Annotated in this window: 15 protein-coding genes and 1 riboswitch; of the genes, 8 read left to right on the top strand and 7 right to left on the bottom strand. The window is 63.8% G+C overall.

The window, feature by feature from the left end; all coding sequences use genetic code 11:
* Positions 1 to 4 precede the first annotated feature (4 nt).
* The 4 genes from NKJ88_RS22260 to NKJ88_RS22245 all read right to left on the bottom strand — a co-directional run bounded on the left by NKJ88_RS22260 (position 5) and on the right by NKJ88_RS22245 (position 4,150).
* Positions 5 to 1,189, bottom strand: a complete 1,185-nt coding sequence (locus NKJ88_RS22260) for a malate--CoA ligase subunit beta (protein WP_023712720.1) — start codon at positions 1,187 to 1,189, stop codon at positions 5 to 7.
* Positions 1,190 to 1,207: 18 nt separating this feature from the next.
* Complete coding sequence (locus NKJ88_RS22255) at positions 1,208 to 2,182, bottom strand: HpcH/HpaI aldolase/citrate lyase family protein (protein WP_023670793.1); 975 nt, start codon at positions 2,180 to 2,182, stop codon at positions 1,208 to 1,210.
* A 10-nt stretch (positions 2,183 to 2,192) separates the two neighbouring features.
* Entirely contained in the window at positions 2,193 to 3,383 is a 1,191-nt protein-coding gene (locus NKJ88_RS22250) for an aminotransferase class V-fold PLP-dependent enzyme (RefSeq protein WP_352445500.1), read from the bottom strand.
* Between the two features lie 146 nt (positions 3,384 to 3,529).
* Entirely contained in the window at positions 3,530 to 4,150 is a 621-nt protein-coding gene (locus tag NKJ88_RS22245; protein ID WP_032910960.1) for a response regulator transcription factor, read from the bottom strand.
* A 313-nt stretch (positions 4,151 to 4,463) separates the two neighbouring features.
* Between NKJ88_RS22245 and mgtE the strand changes: the two genes are divergently transcribed.
* Both mgtE and NKJ88_RS22235 read left to right on the top strand, forming a co-directional pair.
* Positions 4,464 to 5,882, top strand: a complete 1,419-nt coding sequence (mgtE, locus tag NKJ88_RS22240; protein ID WP_023753461.1) for a magnesium transporter — start codon at positions 4,464 to 4,466, stop codon at positions 5,880 to 5,882.
* Positions 5,883 to 6,040: 158 nt separating this feature from the next.
* A complete protein-coding gene (locus NKJ88_RS22235; RefSeq protein ID WP_023685221.1) occupies positions 6,041 to 6,427 on the top strand; it encodes a MerR family transcriptional regulator in 387 nt (128 codons plus the stop codon).
* Between the two features lie 311 nt (positions 6,428 to 6,738).
* On the opposite strand, the gene NKJ88_RS22230 is transcribed toward NKJ88_RS22235, so the two are convergent.
* Positions 6,739 to 7,245, bottom strand: a complete 507-nt coding sequence (locus tag NKJ88_RS22230; protein WP_023670789.1) for a methyltransferase family protein — start codon at positions 7,243 to 7,245, stop codon at positions 6,739 to 6,741.
* A complete protein-coding gene (locus tag NKJ88_RS22225; protein WP_352445496.1) occupies positions 7,242 to 8,252 on the bottom strand; it encodes an acetyltransferase domain-containing protein in 1,011 nt (336 codons plus the stop codon). The genes NKJ88_RS22230 and NKJ88_RS22225 overlap by 4 nt, the downstream gene beginning before the upstream one ends.
* 233 nt (positions 8,253 to 8,485) lie before the next feature.
* Here NKJ88_RS22225 and NKJ88_RS22220 point away from each other — a divergent pair, with 233 nt between their 5' ends.
* On the top strand, positions 8,486 to 9,685 hold the full coding sequence (locus NKJ88_RS22220; RefSeq protein ID WP_352445494.1) for an MFS transporter: 1,200 nt from the start codon (positions 8,486 to 8,488) through the stop codon (positions 9,683 to 9,685).
* 7 nt (positions 9,686 to 9,692) lie between these two features.
* On the opposite strand, the gene NKJ88_RS22215 is transcribed toward NKJ88_RS22220, so the two are convergent.
* On the bottom strand, positions 9,693 to 10,868 hold the full coding sequence (locus NKJ88_RS22215; protein ID WP_023670786.1) for an aromatic ring-hydroxylating oxygenase subunit alpha: 1,176 nt from the start codon (positions 10,866 to 10,868) through the stop codon (positions 9,693 to 9,695).
* Between the two features lie 134 nt (positions 10,869 to 11,002).
* On the opposite strand from NKJ88_RS22215, the gene NKJ88_RS22210 reads away from it, so the two are divergent.
* The 5 genes from NKJ88_RS22210 (at position 11,003) to cobO (ending at position 14,114) form a co-directional block, all read left to right on the top strand.
* A complete protein-coding gene (locus tag NKJ88_RS22210; protein WP_031199063.1) occupies positions 11,003 to 11,695 on the top strand; it encodes a gamma-glutamylcyclotransferase in 693 nt (230 codons plus the stop codon).
* A gap of 67 nt (positions 11,696 to 11,762) precedes the next feature.
* A riboswitch (cobalamin riboswitch) is annotated at positions 11,763 to 11,958 on the top strand.
* A 36-nt stretch (positions 11,959 to 11,994) separates the two neighbouring features.
* Positions 11,995 to 12,174, top strand: a complete 180-nt coding sequence (locus NKJ88_RS22205) for a CbtB domain-containing protein (protein ID WP_023670784.1) — start codon at positions 11,995 to 11,997, stop codon at positions 12,172 to 12,174.
* A gap of 15 nt (positions 12,175 to 12,189) precedes the next feature.
* Positions 12,190 to 12,993 carry a CbtA family protein gene (locus tag NKJ88_RS22200; protein ID WP_023670783.1) on the top strand — a complete coding sequence of 268 codons (804 nt, stop codon included), beginning with the start codon at positions 12,190 to 12,192 and terminating at the stop codon, positions 12,991 to 12,993.
* Positions 12,986 to 13,498 (top strand): bifunctional adenosylcobinamide kinase/adenosylcobinamide-phosphate guanylyltransferase, encoded by a 513-nt coding sequence (gene cobU, locus NKJ88_RS22195; protein WP_023710812.1) that lies wholly within the window; start codon positions 12,986 to 12,988, stop codon positions 13,496 to 13,498. The genes NKJ88_RS22200 and cobU overlap by 8 nt, the downstream gene beginning before the upstream one ends.
* Position 13,499: 1 nt before the next feature.
* Positions 13,500 to 14,114: a cob(I)yrinic acid a,c-diamide adenosyltransferase gene (gene cobO / locus NKJ88_RS22190; RefSeq protein ID WP_023830515.1), complete on the top strand. Its 615-nt coding sequence runs from the start codon at positions 13,500 to 13,502 to the stop codon at positions 14,112 to 14,114.
* The last annotated feature ends 182 nt before the right edge of the window (positions 14,115 to 14,296 follow it).

Raw genomic sequence — 14,296 nt, 5'->3', positions numbered from 1 at the left:
TCCCTCAGGCTGCTTTTTTCTTGGTGGCCGCGCGCCAGGCAGCGACGGCTTTTTCGGCGGCTTCGGCCAGCGTGTCGGCAACGATTACCGCCTCGCCGGAATCGGCCAGGATGCGGCGGCCTTCCTCGGCCTTGGTGCCGGAGAGACGGACCACCAGCGGCACGTTGACGCCGACCTCGCGTATCGCCTTGATGATGCCTTCGGCGACCCAGTCGCAGCGGTTGATGCCGGCGAAGATGTTGACCAGGATGGTCTCGACATTCTTGTCGCCGAGCACGGCGCGGAAGGATTTCGCCACCCGCTCCGGCGAGGCGCCGCCACCGATGTCGAGGAAGTTGGCCGGTTCGCCGCCGGCGATCTTGATCATGTCCATGGTCGCCATGGCGAGCCCTGCGCCATTGATGATGCAGCCGATGTTGCCGTCGAGGCCGACATAGGAGAGGCCACGGTCGCTGGCAAAAGTTTCGCGCGGATCTTCCTGGCTTTTGTCGCGCAGCTCGGAGATTTCCGGCCGGCGGAACAACGCGTTCTCGTCGAACGACATTTTGGCGTCGAGCGCGATCAGATTGCCGTCGCGGGTCACCACCAGCGGATTGATCTCCAGCATCGAGGCGTCGTAGTCGCGGAACACCTGATAGCAGGCGAAGATGGTTTCGGTCGCCTTGCCGATCAGATTGTGGTCGAGGCCGAGCCCGAAGGCGATCTCGCGCGCCTGGAAACGCTGCATGCCGACGCCGGGATCGACCGATGTGCGCAGGATGGAGTTCGGTGCCTTCTCGACGATGTCCTCGATCTCCATGCCGCCGGCAGCGGACGCCACGATCATGACGCGCTCTTCCTTGCGGTCGAGCACGAAGCCGACATAGAGCTCCTGCGCGATATCGACGGCTTCCTCGAGATACAGGCGCGAAATCAGCTTGCCGCGCGGGTCGGTCTGCTGTGTCACCAGCTTGCGGCCGAGCATGCCCTCGGCCGCGCTGGAAATCTCCTCGTCATTGGCGCACAGTTTGATGCCGCCGGCCTTGCCGCGGGCGCCGGAATGCACCTGCGCCTTCAGCACCCATTTGGCGCCGCCGATCTCGCGGGCCCTGTAGGTCGCCTGCTCGGGGCTGTAGGCCAGCCCGCCGCGCGGCACATGCACGCCGTGGCGTGCCAGCAGTTCCTTGGCCTGATATTCGTGGATGTCCATTTTGTCCTCCCTGAACAGTCAATGCGTGGCGACGCGCGGCTCGCTAGAGAATTGGCTGGCCCGTTCGATTGCCTCGTTGACCACCAGAACATTGCGCGCCATGCGTTCCGACGCTGCGTCGATCATCTTGCCGTCGAGTGCGGCCGCTCCCTTGCCCTGCGCCTCCGCCTCCTTCAGCACTTCGAGGATGCGCCGGGCGCGGGTGACCTCTTTTTCCGGTGGAGAGAAGACGTCGTTGGCAAGCGCGATCTGCGAGGGGTGGATCGCCCACTTGCCTTCGATGCCCAGCGCCGCCGCGCGCCTGGCGCCAGCGATGTAGCCCTCCGGATCGGAGAAGTCGCCGAACGGCCCGTCAATGGCGCGCAAGCCATAGGCGCGGCAGGCGACGGTCATGCGCGACAGAGCGAAATGCCACTGATCGCCGGGATAGTCGGGGTTGAGGCCGCCAATGTTGACCGTGCGCGCCTTGCAGCTTGCCGCATAGTCGGCGACGCCGAAATGCATGGCTTCCAGCCGGCCGGGTGTCGCGGCAATCGCCTCGACATTGGCCATGCCGAGCGCGGTCTCGATCAGCGCTTCGAGGCCGACGCGGGTCCTGAAACCCTTTGCCATCTCGATCTGGTTGACCATGGCCTCGACCATGTAGAGGTCGGCCGGCACGCCGACCTTCGGCACCAAAATGGTGTCCAGCCGGTCACCGGCCTGCTCCATGACGTCAACCACGTCGCGGTACATGTAGTGCGTGTCGAGGCCGTTGATGCGCACCGAGACGGTCTTGCCCTTGGCGCGCCAGTCGATGTCGTTGAGCGCCTGGATGATGTTCTTGCGGGCGCGTTCCTTGTCGGGCGGGGCGACCGCATCCTCGATGTCGAGGAAGATGAAGTCGGCGGCGCTGTTGGCCGCCTTGTCGATCATTTCCGGGCTGGAGCCTGGAACCGCCAGCTCGCTGCGCTGCAGCCGTAATTTCTTGAGGTGGTTGATGGTGTGGCTCATTGTCGGCTCCTCAGGCGGCTTCGGCGACCGGCACGGCGGCCGAGGCGCGGAAGTGCTGGATGGCGGCGCCGACGCCGGAGCCGGGCGCCAGCCGTACGCCGCAGTCGAGCAGCGCCATTTCGGCGGCCGAGAGCGAGGCCAGCACCATCACCTCGTTCAGCCAGCCGAGATGGCCGATGCGGAAGACCTTGCCGATCACCTTGTTGAGGCCGCCGCCGAGCGCGGTCTGGTATTTCTGGTAGGCGCGCTTGACCACATCGCCGCTGTCGACGCCGTCCGGCACCAGGATGGCGCTGACGGTGTCGGAGTGCCATTTAGGCGTCTTGGCGCAGAGCTTCAGGCCCCAGGCGTCGACCGCCTTGCGCACGCCTTCGGCGAGGCGATGGTGACGGGCGAAGATGTTTTCCAGCCCTTCCTCGGCGATCAGGTCGAGCGAGGCGCGCAGGCCGCGCAGCAGCTGAGTAGCCGGCGTATAAGGGAAATAGCCGGCGTCGTTGGCGCGGATCATATCTTCGAAGGAGAAGAAACAGCGGCGGTGGGTGGCGCTCCGCGAGGCCACCAGCGCCTTCTTGCTGACGGAGAGGAAACCGAGGCCGGCGGGCAGCATGAAACCCTTCTGCGAGCCGCTGACCGCGCAATCGACGCCCCATTCCTCCTGGCGAAAGTCGATCAAGCCGATCGACGAGACGCCGTCGACGAAGAGCAAAGCAGGGTGGTTGGCGTCATCGAGCGCGGCGCGGCAGCCGGCGACGTCGCTGGTCACGCCGGTCGCGGTCTCGTTTTGGGTGCAGAAGACTGCCTTGATGCGGTGCGCCTTGTCGGCCCTGAGCCGCTCGGCATAGAGCTCGAGCGGCACGCCGGTTCCCCATTCGCAGTCGATGACATCGACCTCGAAGCCGAGCCGTTCGGCCATGTCGACCCACAGATGCGAGAACTGGCCGAAGCGCGACATCAGCACGCGGTCACCGGGGCTGAGCACATTGGTCATCGCCGCTTCCCAGGCGCCGGTGCCGGAGGAGGGATAGATGAAGACGCGGCCGGTCTCGTTCTTGAACACCGTCTTGATGTCTTCGAACAGCGGTAGCGTGAGATCGGGGAAGGATGCTGCACGCATGTCCTCCATCGGCAGGTTCATCGCCTGGCGGACCTGTTCGGGAATGTTGGTCGGTCCGGGAATGAAAAGATGGGTGAAACCGGCCATGTCGCGAACTCCTCCTGATCCAGCAAAGCGGTGATGGGGAGTTTCGTTTCGACGGCTAATGGCAACAACACCTCAAGAGGTAACATCTTGCCGCGCGCGGGTGGGGGTTGCCTACCCGGGTGACCTACCCGCGGCTCATCGCTTTCCTACCCGAACGGCTGCTTCTGGGTACGCCGCTCGCGCGCATAGAGCGCGACGGCCATCGCCCGGTTGCGGACGTCGAGCTTGTCGTAGAGATTCTTGAGGTGATACTTCACCGTGTTCTCGGAAATCCCCGTACGCGTCGCGATCTGCAGATTGGTCCAGCCGTCGGACAGCACCGCCAGCAGCTCGCGCTCGCGCACGGTGAGCAGCGACAAGGGTGTGTCGTTGACCTTGTTGATGTCGATGTAGGGGATGCAGATGCGGCCATGCGCGACGGCCAGGATGGTCTCGAAGATGATCGCCGGATCGTCGAACTGGAAGCAGTAGCCCTGGGCGCCGAGCCGCACGCACTGCTTCAGGATGCCGATGTCGTGGTCGTTGGAAAACACCGCGATGCGCACGCCCAGCTTGCGGCTGTGAACCTCGGCCAGCACATCGGCGCCGTCCATGTCGGAGAGCTTCCAGCCGATGACGGCGACGTCGAATTCCGCTTCGGCTGCCAATTCCAGAAAATGCCTGCCGCTTTGCACGCAGGCCCTGAGATCGAAGCGCCCGTCGCAGTCCAGCATGTCGCGCAGCGCCGATATGACGAGCGGATTGCGTTCGGCGACGACCACGCGCACGCGCCGTTCCTCGATTGCCTTCTGCGTCTGTGACCTGATCTTCAAGGGCTTCCGGCTGTTCTGGTTCATGGCCTGGGCGGGTCCGGCAGATGGCAGGACCTGCATCATGACAATTCTGCCCCAACCGTGCTCGGGTGCTCTTTCCCCAGCGACATGTGCTGTCGCGCCGCCTGAATCCTGGGCGGCGTCATATCCTGATGAAATCGCTCTCTCCCCATATGCAGGGCGGGGCGCATTTCGTTTGATATTCCCGTGCGTTGCGCGCTAGACCTGACAGGCACCTTTTCCGAAATTCCCATGGCGGGAGCCGCTGGTGGAACGCCAGGACGACCAGAAGACCGGCGCCAAAGCCGCTGACGATGCCCACGCCGACATCTATGGCGAGGACGGCGCCGTCCTGTCATCATTCCTCGCCCAGATCGGGGCGGCGATCGCCGATCGCGATACGCTGACGCTGAAGCGCGAAGTCGACGATCTGCACCAGTCGGAACTTGGCGATCTGCTCGAGGCACTGCACCCCGAACAGCGTCGTGCCCTTGTCGAACTGCTCGGCGCCGACTTCGACTTCTCGTCGCTGACCGAGGTCGACGAGGCGATCCGCCGCGATATCGTCGACAATATGCCCAATGAGCAAATTGCCCAGGGCATGCAGGACCTCGATTCCGACGACGCGGTCTACATTCTCGAAGACCTTGAAAAGGAAGACCAGGACGAGATCCTGTCGCAGCTGCCGTTCACCGAGCGGATCAGGCTGCGCCGCTCGCTCGACTACCCGGAAGAGACCGCCGGTCGCCGCATGCAGACCGAGTTTGTCGCCGTGCCGCCGTTCTGGACCATAGGCCAGACCATCGACTACATGCGCGAAGACAAGAACCTGCCCGAGCGCTTCAGCCAGATCTTCGTCATCGATCCAAGCTTCAAGTTGCTCGGCGCCATCGACCTCGACCAGATCCTGCGCACCAAGCGCACGACCAAGGTCGGAGACGTGATGCACGAGACGAGGCACGCCATTCCGGCCACCATGGACCAGGAAGAGGCGGCGCGGGACTTCGAGCAATACGATCTTCTGTCCGCCGCCGTCGTCGACGAGAACGAGCGGCTGGTCGGCGTGCTGACCATCGACGACGTCGTCGATGTCATCCAGCAGGAGGCCGAGGAAGATCTGCTGCGCATGGGCGGCGTCGGCGACGAAGAGTTGTCCGACAGCATTCTTTCGACCTCGCGCTCGCGCGTGCCCTGGCTGCTGGTCAACCTGTTGACGGCGTTCCTCGCGGCTTCGGTGATCGGGCTGTTCGACCGCACCATCGAGCACATCGTGGCGCTGGCCGTGCTGATGCCGATCGTGGCCGGCATGGGCGGCAATGCCGGCTCGCAGACCATGACCGTCACGGTGCGCGCGCTGGCGACCAGGGATCTCGACATCTACAATGCCGGCCGCATCATCCGCCGCGAAATGGGCGTGGGTTCCATCAACGGCATCATCTTCGCCGTGCTGATCGGCATCGTCGCGGCCGTCTGGTTCCGCGATGCCAATCTGGGCGGCATCATAGCGGCGGCGATGATCATCAACATGTTCGTGGCAGCCCTTGCCGGTATCCTGATCCCGCTATTGCTCGACCGGTTCAAGATCGACCCGGCGGTGGCGTCGGCGGTTTTCGTCACTACGGTCACCGACGTCGTTGGCTTCTTTGCCTTCCTCGGGCTGGCCACCTGGTGGTTCGCTATCCCTTGAGAAAGAGGCGTTGCGGGTTCAATTGACTTTTACGTAAATGTGGTGCGAGGCTTGCGCGGGGTTTCATGCCGAGTCCGGCTTGGAACGGGGTTGATCGGAATGCGTTGGAAATCCCGGGCGACCGGGCGTTTTCCGATGTTCCGACATTTGGAGCAAAGATGCGGGAATATTATTCGATCACCGAACTGACCCGCGAATTCGACGTGTCGACGCGGACGCTGCGCTTCTACGAGGATGAGGGGCTGGTGCAACCGGTCCGGCGGGGCCGCACAAGGCTGTTTCGCCCATCTGACCGGCATCTGATCCGTCAGATCATGCGCGGAAAACGGCTCGGCTTCTCGATCAACGAGATCCGCGAAATCATCCAGATGTACAAGGAACCGCCCGGCGAGGTCGGTCAACTCAACCTGATGATCAAGCGCATCGAGGAAAAGCGCGAGGATTTGCGCCAGAAGCGCCGCGATCTCGAGGAGACGCTGGCGGAGCTCGACCAGGCTGAGGAGTCATGTGTTGAGCGGCTGGTGGAGCTGGGGGTTAATACCTGAGCGGACCGTCGAGCGTTTGCGCGCGCCCGTCGCAAACGTTCGTGATTAGCCGGAGCCCTTCCGCACTTCGTCATTCTAGGGCGAAGCAGGAGCGAAGCTCCGTCGCGGAGACCCTAGAATCCATTCCGTGACATCGGTCGTGGAGTGCAGCGGTAGCGAATTCTGGACCATAGCAACGCTCTGGAGTCCCGGCATGGATCCTCGGGTCTGTGCTGCGTCGCTACGCTCCTTACTCCGCCCGTGGATGATGAAGAGATGGGCGTTCGGCTAGTCGCCAAGGCATGCGAACCCTGCCAGCGATCACACCCGCCTCAAATCCACCGGCGCACCCGCTTCGTATAGTCGCGGTACTTCTTGCCGAATTTGGCGAACAGCACCTTCTCCTCGCTCTCGATGGCGACCTTCTGCGTTGCAAAAGCCGCGATCAGGGCCAGCGGCAGGAACCATATGATCCCCGAGACGAAGGCGACGCCGATCAAAAGCAGCGTGTTGGCCAGATACATCGGGTTGCGCGTCACGCCGAACGGGCCAGACGTCACCAGATGCTCCGGCAAGCCATTGGGGTTCATCGTCGTTTTGGCCCGGATCATGGCGCGGATAGCGGTGAACCAGAGGGCTGCGACGGCAAACAGCACCACAAAGCCGGCGGCAAACAAAAGGTCGCCCAAGAGGTCGCCGATCCAGGGCAGGGGATAGAACAGGCCGAGCACGATGCTGATGGCGATGGCGGCGATGTAGATCAGTGGCGGCCACGGGATCAGCCGTGGTCTCGATAGATCGGGTTTTGCCAGCCCGGGTTTTGTGAGCTTGTCGGTCATTGTTGCCCTCCCTGCGTCATCGGGCTCTCCTCCGTCCTGGCGGTGCAGATGCCGGCGAGTTCACCGAGATGCGCTTTGAACTCCGGGGTCTGGTCGCCATTGTAGAGCCGGTCGAATGCCGCTTCGCTTTGCAGCGTGTCCAGCATGCACACACAATAGCTGGTGCAGAACTCCGTGTCGCGCTGCTGTTCGCAAGATACCTGGCATTCCTTGAGGAAGATCACTTCCCTTGTTTCGACGGGCGCCGGCGCAATCTGCGAGAACAGCCAGACGCAGCCGAACAGCAGCGGCTGGTGGATCAGGTAGAAAGCCAGGCTGTGGCGGCCGATGAAGGTGAGCGGCCTGGTCCAGCTTCCTGATCCCAGCGTGGCCAGCCGCGCCAGCAGGCCGGTGGTGGACGCAAACTTTGCCGCGGCGATGCCGAGAAGTACGGCGCCGAACCAGGGAAACAGCGGCACGTAATCGTTGGAGCGCGGGTTGATCGCCGACAGGCCGACCCACCACAGCGCCAGATGATCGAAGGCTTCGGATCGGAGATACAGGGGGACTGCGATCACCAAAGCTGCCACGAAAAGCGTCAGCAAGGACGGCAGCCGCAAGAACAAAAGGCCGAGCAGGCTGGCCAGCGCGATCTCGTGCAGGATGCCGAAGAAGATGAAGCTGTCCGGCGTGATGAAGTACGTGACCGCCGATATAGCGGCGGCCGCGACGGCGACCATGGCAAAGCGTTTCCAGAAGCCGGTCCAGCGGATCTGCCTGCCATGCGCGAGAAACAGGCTGACGCCGACCAGGAACAGGAAGGTCGAGGCGATGCAGCGCGCATAGATCTTCCACCAGCCGACGGCGGTGAGGCCGGGATCGGTGTAGTGGAAATTTTCGAGATCCCAGGTGAAGTGGTAGCTCGCCATGGCGATCAGCGCGATGCCGCGTACGACATCGATGGCGACGATGCGCTTCGGTTGATCTCGCTTCAGTTGATCTCCAGGGGGTGCGGTATGGATGCTCATGGTCTCGCGATCTGATTCAGCCCCAAAGACGACTATCACGGTTGCACCGGACAAAAGAAGGCCGCCCTCTACGCTCCGGGTCGCGCCGTGCGGCTGCATCGGGCGGCGCTTTAGGCCAGAGCCGGAAAGCCTTTGGCCGAATTCGCTTTTTGCCGGGAAGGGGTCGGTTTCCTGTTACCGGCGGAGGAAGCGCCAGCGCAGATTTGACGCCGCGAGTCTGATTTGGGGATCAAATGTCCACCCATGTGCGCCATCCGATCTGGCTTCCGGCCCTGCGTCCGGCGGATGCCCGCACCTTTGCCTCGCTCTATGCGGTCGAATCCTTCGCCCGCGCCACGGTATCGAGCGTCATCCCGATCCAGGCTTATGAGATTCTGCACAACGAGCAGATCGTCTCGATCCTCTACACCATCGTGGCGCTGCTCGGCCTGTCGGTGACCTTGTTCATGCCGATGTTGATCCGCAGGTTTGCCCGGCGCTGGGTCTATACCGCCGGCGCCTGCCTGCTGGCGATAGGCTCTCTGTTCTTCGTCACCCACACGCTTGCCGGGCAACTGACAGGCATGCTGTGCCGCGTCATGGGGGCGAGCGCCCTGTCGATCACGCTCAACCTCTACATCATGGACCACATCCGCAAGACCGATTTCATGCAGGCCGAATCGCTGCGCATGGCGTGGTCGATGCTGGCCTGGACCGGCGGGCCGACGCTCGGCATCTTCCTCTACACACGCTACGGCATCTATGCCGCGCATGGCGCGGTCGCGGTGTTTGCGTTGGCCTTGCTGGCGCTGTTCTGGACCTACAGGCTGGGCGACAACCGGTCGATCCGGCCGGGCAAGACACGGCCGGCCAATCCGCTGGCCAATATCGGCCGCTTCGTAGCACAACCCAGGCTCAGGCTGGCCTGGCTGATCGCCTTCGGCCGCTCCTGCTTCTGGACGACGTTCTTCGTCTACGGGCCGCTGTTCATGGTGATTACCGGCGAGGGCAAGCTTGCCGGCGGCCTGCTGGTTTCGGCCGGCAATGCGCTGTTGTTCATGGCGATCTTCTGGGGCAAAGCGGGAAAACGCTTCGGCGGCCGGCGCACCATGACCTTCGCCTATTTCGCGATGTCGGCGACGCTGCTTGCGGCGGGCGCGGTCGGCACTACCGCGCCGCTGCTTACGGGCTTTTTCCTGCTCTGCGGCGCCTTCTTCACCATCGCGCTCGATGCACTGGGCTCGACCGCCTTCATGCGCTCGGTGCGGTCCTATGAGCGGGCGCAGATGGCCGCGGTCTACCGCACCTATCTCGACTTTTCCGAGCTGACGCCGCCGCTGGTCTATTCGGTGGTGCTGGCGTTTTTCGGCCTCGGCTCGGTGTTCGTGACGCTGGGCATTCTGGCCGCTGTTTGCGGCTTTATCACCTGGCGCTATCTGCCGAAGTCGCTTTAGTCGCCGATCAGGCGGTTGCCTCAAGCGCTGCATGCCGCTCGCGCACCCAGTTGTGGAAGCGGTGCAGATCGTACTCCTCCGGCATCAGCACGCCGGCCGCGTGACGCATGGAGCGCAGGCCTTTCTGGTTGATCTCGCAGATCGCGGCATCCTCCTCCAGCACCTGGGTGCCGAAGGCGACGACATTGTCGATGTCCGTCTCAGCCAGCGCCTCGGGCGCGAACAGCCATTCGGCGGTGAGTTCGGTCTGTTCGGGACCGAGCGGCATCAGTCGCACCGTCCTGACATAATCGACATGGCCGACGATGAACATCGAGGGCAGGCTGGTGGCATAGGTCTGTCCGGCCGCACGCTCGGCTGGCGTCAGGCCCGGGAAGACCGGGCCATGGGCATGTCCGTCGCGCGACCAGGTCTCGGCGCCGGCGCGCAGGCCACCCGAAAACTCCGGTGCGTCATTGTCGGCATGGCGGACCCAGTCGGGGTCGTCGTGCCGGCTCATCAGGCCGCGGCCGTATATCGGCACCAGCCGAGACAGGTCCTTGTGGACGCCTGGGCAATGCAGGCACTCGTTGAAGTTCTCCCAGAAGATTTTCCAGTTGCAGTTCATCACCTTGCGCAGGACATGGCCTGATACCAGCGTTTCCAGCGGCCAGTTGGCGAGGTCGCCGGATGCGGGATCGAAGGAGGTCTCGGCGGAGCCGGCCGTCGCCTGCTGAAGGTTCACAAAGACAAAGCCGCGCCACACCGACAGCGCCACCCGGTAGAGCGGATGATCTGCCTTGTCGAAACCATCTGGCAGCGATTTCGAGGGAACGCGCACGAGATCGCCGCGCAGCGAGTAGGACCAGGCATGGTAGGGGCAAGTGATGAGCCGCGCTTTCAGCCGGCCCTCGCTTTCCTGGCAAAGCTGCGAGCCGCGATGCCGGCAGGTGTTGTGGAAGGCGCGCAACTCGCCGGTGTCGTCGCGAAGCACGACGATTTCCTGCGTGCCGACGCGGAATGTCCTGAATGCCAAAGGCTGGGCAAGATCGGCCTCGCGGCAGACGAGCAGCCAGCTTTTGTACCAGATGGCCTCGAGATCGCGCTGGTAAGCCTCGCTATCCCAATAGGCCGATGACGGTAGCGTCGGTTCGGCCCGGCTCAGGCCGTTATAGGGGTCGCGCTCGCTCGGGTTGGGATGCATGGCTGGCTTCCTATGAAGCGTCAGCCGACACCCCGGCAAATCGTTTGTCAATCAGAGTGCCGCATTGCCGGTTGCAGGCGCGGCGCATAATCATGTCGTGGACATGGGACATTCGGAATTGGGGGGATTCGGACGTGGCCGCACGACAGATGTCGCTTACGCCGGAGCTGGTCGCGCGCTGCTGGCGCGAGATCAGGGACCCCGGGCCTGATCCGGACGCGATGCATCTCGATGAAGCCGACTATGACGCGCTTCTGGATGAATTGCAGGTCGAACTTCCGGATAGCGAACCGCTATGGCTGTTCGGCTATGGATCGCTGATCTGGAAACCGGAAATAGATTATGTCGAGGACCGCGTTGCGCTGGCGCGCGGCTGGCATCGGTCCTTTTGCATGAACATGACGCGCTGGCGCGGCACCAAGGTCAGCCCCGGCCTGATGATGGCGCTGGACCGTGGCGGACAATGCAAGGGCGTCGCCTTTCGGCTGACCGACAATAACCGGCGCGAGCAGTTGGGCCGGCTTTTCCGGCGCGAAGTCACGCTGAAGCCGACAAGCTACCGGCCGCGCATGCTGAAGCTTGCAAGCGAGGCCGGACCGCTCAGGGCATTGGCCTTCGTGATCAACCGCAACGGCCTGACCTATTCCGGCCCGCTCGACGAAGGCAAGATCGTCGAAAGGCTGGCCACGTCCTGCGGGCACTGGGGATCGGGCGCCGACTATCTCTACAACACGGTGAAAAACCTTGAAGAGCGCGGCATTCACGATCGCCATCTGTGGCGGCTGCAGCGGCTGGTTGCCGAGCGGATCACCGCGTTGAACCCGTAACGCCGCATGGCGCATTCGCGCTGTTGGCCGGCGGAATTTGGTTTGCCGGATGCGGCCGTTTCAGCCTATAGTCATGCATGTCGTCGGTTCCGTTAGGGACCAAGAGGGAATGCGGTGAGGGCTGACTTTGTTGCCCAATGCCGTGGCTGCCCCCGCAACTGTGTGCGGTAGTCCTCTCCAAGCCACTGAGGATTTTTCCTCGGGAAGGTGGGGAAGGGCGCTGATCCGCGAGCCAGGAGACCTGCCGGCGACAGGGAACTGACTTCGATGCCCTCGGGTGGAGGGCGAAAGGACAAGATATGAATACCGCTTCCGTCTCCCTCGGCGCATCCGTCTCCTCGCAGTCGCGCTTCATGCAGCTCGTGCTTAGCGCGTTTCTGGGCATTTTCGTCGTCGGCGTTGTCGGTTTCTCGCATATCGATGCGGTCCACAATGCGGCGCACGACTATCGCCATTCGATGGCGTTTCCCTGCCACTGACGAGGATCTGACATCATGAACCTGTTTCGCAACGTCGTGTTCATCGCGGCGATCGCAGGGCTCGTGGCGGGTGTCGCTCTCGCCTGCATGCAGGCCTACGCCACCGTGCCGCTGATCCTCAAGGCGGAGGTCTACGAAAAGGCTGGTGGCGGCCATGAGCATCAGCATGCCGCGGCGCCCGCCGCCAACGCTGCGGACACCGATGCCATGAGCACCGCCGCGCCGGCGGAAAATGCGGTGAGCAGCGCAGCACCGGCTGAAGCAGCCGCGCCGGCGGAGGACGAAGGCTGGGCGCCGGCCGACGGCTTCGAGCGTTTCGCCTTCAGTGTCGTCGCCAATATCGTCACCGGCATCGGCTTCGCGCTGGTCCTGGTGGCGGTTTCCGAGTTCGCCGGCGGCATCGGCAGCTGGCGCCAGGGCGTGTTCTGGGGCTTGGCCGGCTTTGCCGTGTTCACGCTGGCGCCGGGCCTCGGCCTGCCGCCGGAACTGCCGGCAATGCCGGCGGCCGATCTCATGCAGCGCCAGATCTGGTGGTGGGCAACGGTGATGACAACGGCGATCGGTCTTGCCCTTATCACCTTCCGCACGTCGGCGCCCCTGACCGTGCTCGCCGTCGTCCTGATCGTCGCCCCGCATATTGTCGGCGCGCCGCAGCCTGACAGTTTCGTAACGCCGATCCCGGAGGGCCTGCATCATCAGTTCGTGGTGGCGGTGACGCTGACCAATCTGGTGTTCTGGCTGGTGCTCGGCGCAGTTGTCGGTGTAGTGCGCGCGCGCTTCGCCGGCACCGCGACCAGCCTGCGCGACAGCTTTGCCTGATCGGAGTTTGACCTTCATCATCGGCGGTGCGCGCTCCGGCAAGAGCGCGCATGCCGAAACTTTGGCGACGGCGTTGCTGCCGCCATGGGCTTATATCGCCACCGCGCTAGCCTATGACGGCGAAATGCGCGAGCGCATCGCGCAGCACCGCTCGCGCCGTGGCGAGGGGTGGGCGACCATCGACGCCCCGCTTGATCTTGCCGGTGCGCTCGAGGCATTGCCGGACAACCAGCCGGTGCTTGTCGACTGCCTGACGCTGTGGCTGACCAATCATATGCTGGCCGATCATGATCTGGAGGGGGAGTGCCGGCGGCTGGCCGATGTGCTTTCGCGGCCGCGCGGACCGTGGTTCGTGGTCTCCAACGAAGTCGGACAAGGCATCGTGCCCGACAATGCGCTGGCACGCCGGTTCCGCGATGCCGCCGGCCGGCTCAACCAGCAGATCGCGGTCGTAGCTGATATGGTGCTTCTGATGGTGGCGGGGCTGCCGCTCAAGGTGAAATGAGATGACCGATATCGACACAAAAGACGAAGAGCGCCATCGCGCCAAGATGGCCAAGCGCAAGGCGGTGCAGGACGCCGAGGTCGCGGAAAAGACGGTCGAGAAGGGGCTGCTGATCGTCAACACCGGACCCGGCAAGGGCAAGACCACGGCTGCCTTCGGGCTGGCGCTGCGCATGCTCGGCTATGGCAAGCGCGTCGGAATCGTCCAGTTCATCAAGGGCAAATGGCACACCGGCGAGAAGGATGCCTTCGCGGCGTTTGGCGACCGCGTCGTCTGGCACACGATGGGCGAGGGTTTCACCTGGGAGACGCAGGATCTGAAGCGCGACATTAAGGCGGCCGAAGCCGCCTGGGCCAAGGCGCTGGAACTGATCGCCGATCCCTCGATCAGCCTCGTCGTGCTGGACGAACTGAACATCGCGCTGCGTTACGACTATCTCGATCTCTACAGAGTGGTGGCGGCGCTGAAAGCGCGGCGCGAAGGTCTGCATGTCGTCGTCACCGGCCGCAACGCCAAGCCGGCGCTGGTCGAGGCGGCGGATCTGGTGACGGAGATGGGCGTGACGAAGCATCATTTTTCGGCCGGCGTGAAGGCGCAGCAGGGGATCGAGTTTTGAGGGGTTTCGTGGGGAGGGTCGATCCGCGAAGCGGATCGGGGTGGGGGTTCTCGTAGGTCGCAGTGGGGCCCCCCCCCCCCGGCGGGCGCCCCCCCCCCCCCCCCCCGGCGGGGGAGAGGGGGGGGGGGGGGAGGGGGGGGACCACGGCGGCGACAGAGAGACCCCCCCACCAGCCACCACCA

It is taken from the genome of Mesorhizobium sp. M0016, from assembly GCF_040324035.1.
Lineage (GTDB): Bacteria > Pseudomonadota > Alphaproteobacteria > Rhizobiales > Rhizobiaceae > Mesorhizobium.
The sequence above is the reverse complement of the archived record's forward strand: the minus strand, read 5'-3'. Positions and strand labels throughout refer to the sequence as shown.

Coding starts and splice junctions, on each gene's coding strand:
- NKJ88_RS22205 (WP_023670784.1), top strand. CDS start 11,995: ATGAATACCGCTTCCGTCTCCCTCGGCGCATCCGTCTCCTCGCAGTCG.
- NKJ88_RS22235 (WP_023685221.1), top strand. CDS start 6,041: ATGCGGGAATATTATTCGATCACCGAACTGACCCGCGAATTCGACGTG.
- NKJ88_RS22225 (WP_352445496.1), bottom strand. CDS start 8,252: ATGAGCATCCATACCGCACCCCCTGGAGATCAACTGAAGCGAGATCAA.
- cobO (WP_023830515.1), top strand. CDS start 13,500: ATGACCGATATCGACACAAAAGACGAAGAGCGCCATCGCGCCAAGATG.
- NKJ88_RS22220 (WP_352445494.1), top strand. CDS start 8,486: ATGTCCACCCATGTGCGCCATCCGATCTGGCTTCCGGCCCTGCGTCCG.
- NKJ88_RS22260 (WP_023712720.1), bottom strand. CDS start 1,189: ATGGACATCCACGAATATCAGGCCAAGGAACTGCTGGCACGCCACGGC.
- NKJ88_RS22255 (WP_023670793.1), bottom strand. CDS start 2,182: ATGAGCCACACCATCAACCACCTCAAGAAATTACGGCTGCAGCGCAGC.
- NKJ88_RS22215 (WP_023670786.1), bottom strand. CDS start 10,868: ATGCATCCCAACCCGAGCGAGCGCGACCCCTATAACGGCCTGAGCCGG.
- NKJ88_RS22200 (WP_023670783.1), top strand. CDS start 12,190: ATGAACCTGTTTCGCAACGTCGTGTTCATCGCGGCGATCGCAGGGCTC.
- NKJ88_RS22250 (WP_352445500.1), bottom strand. CDS start 3,383: ATGGCCGGTTTCACCCATCTTTTCATTCCCGGACCGACCAACATTCCC.
- NKJ88_RS22230 (WP_023670789.1), bottom strand. CDS start 7,245: ATGACCGACAAGCTCACAAAACCCGGGCTGGCAAAACCCGATCTATCG.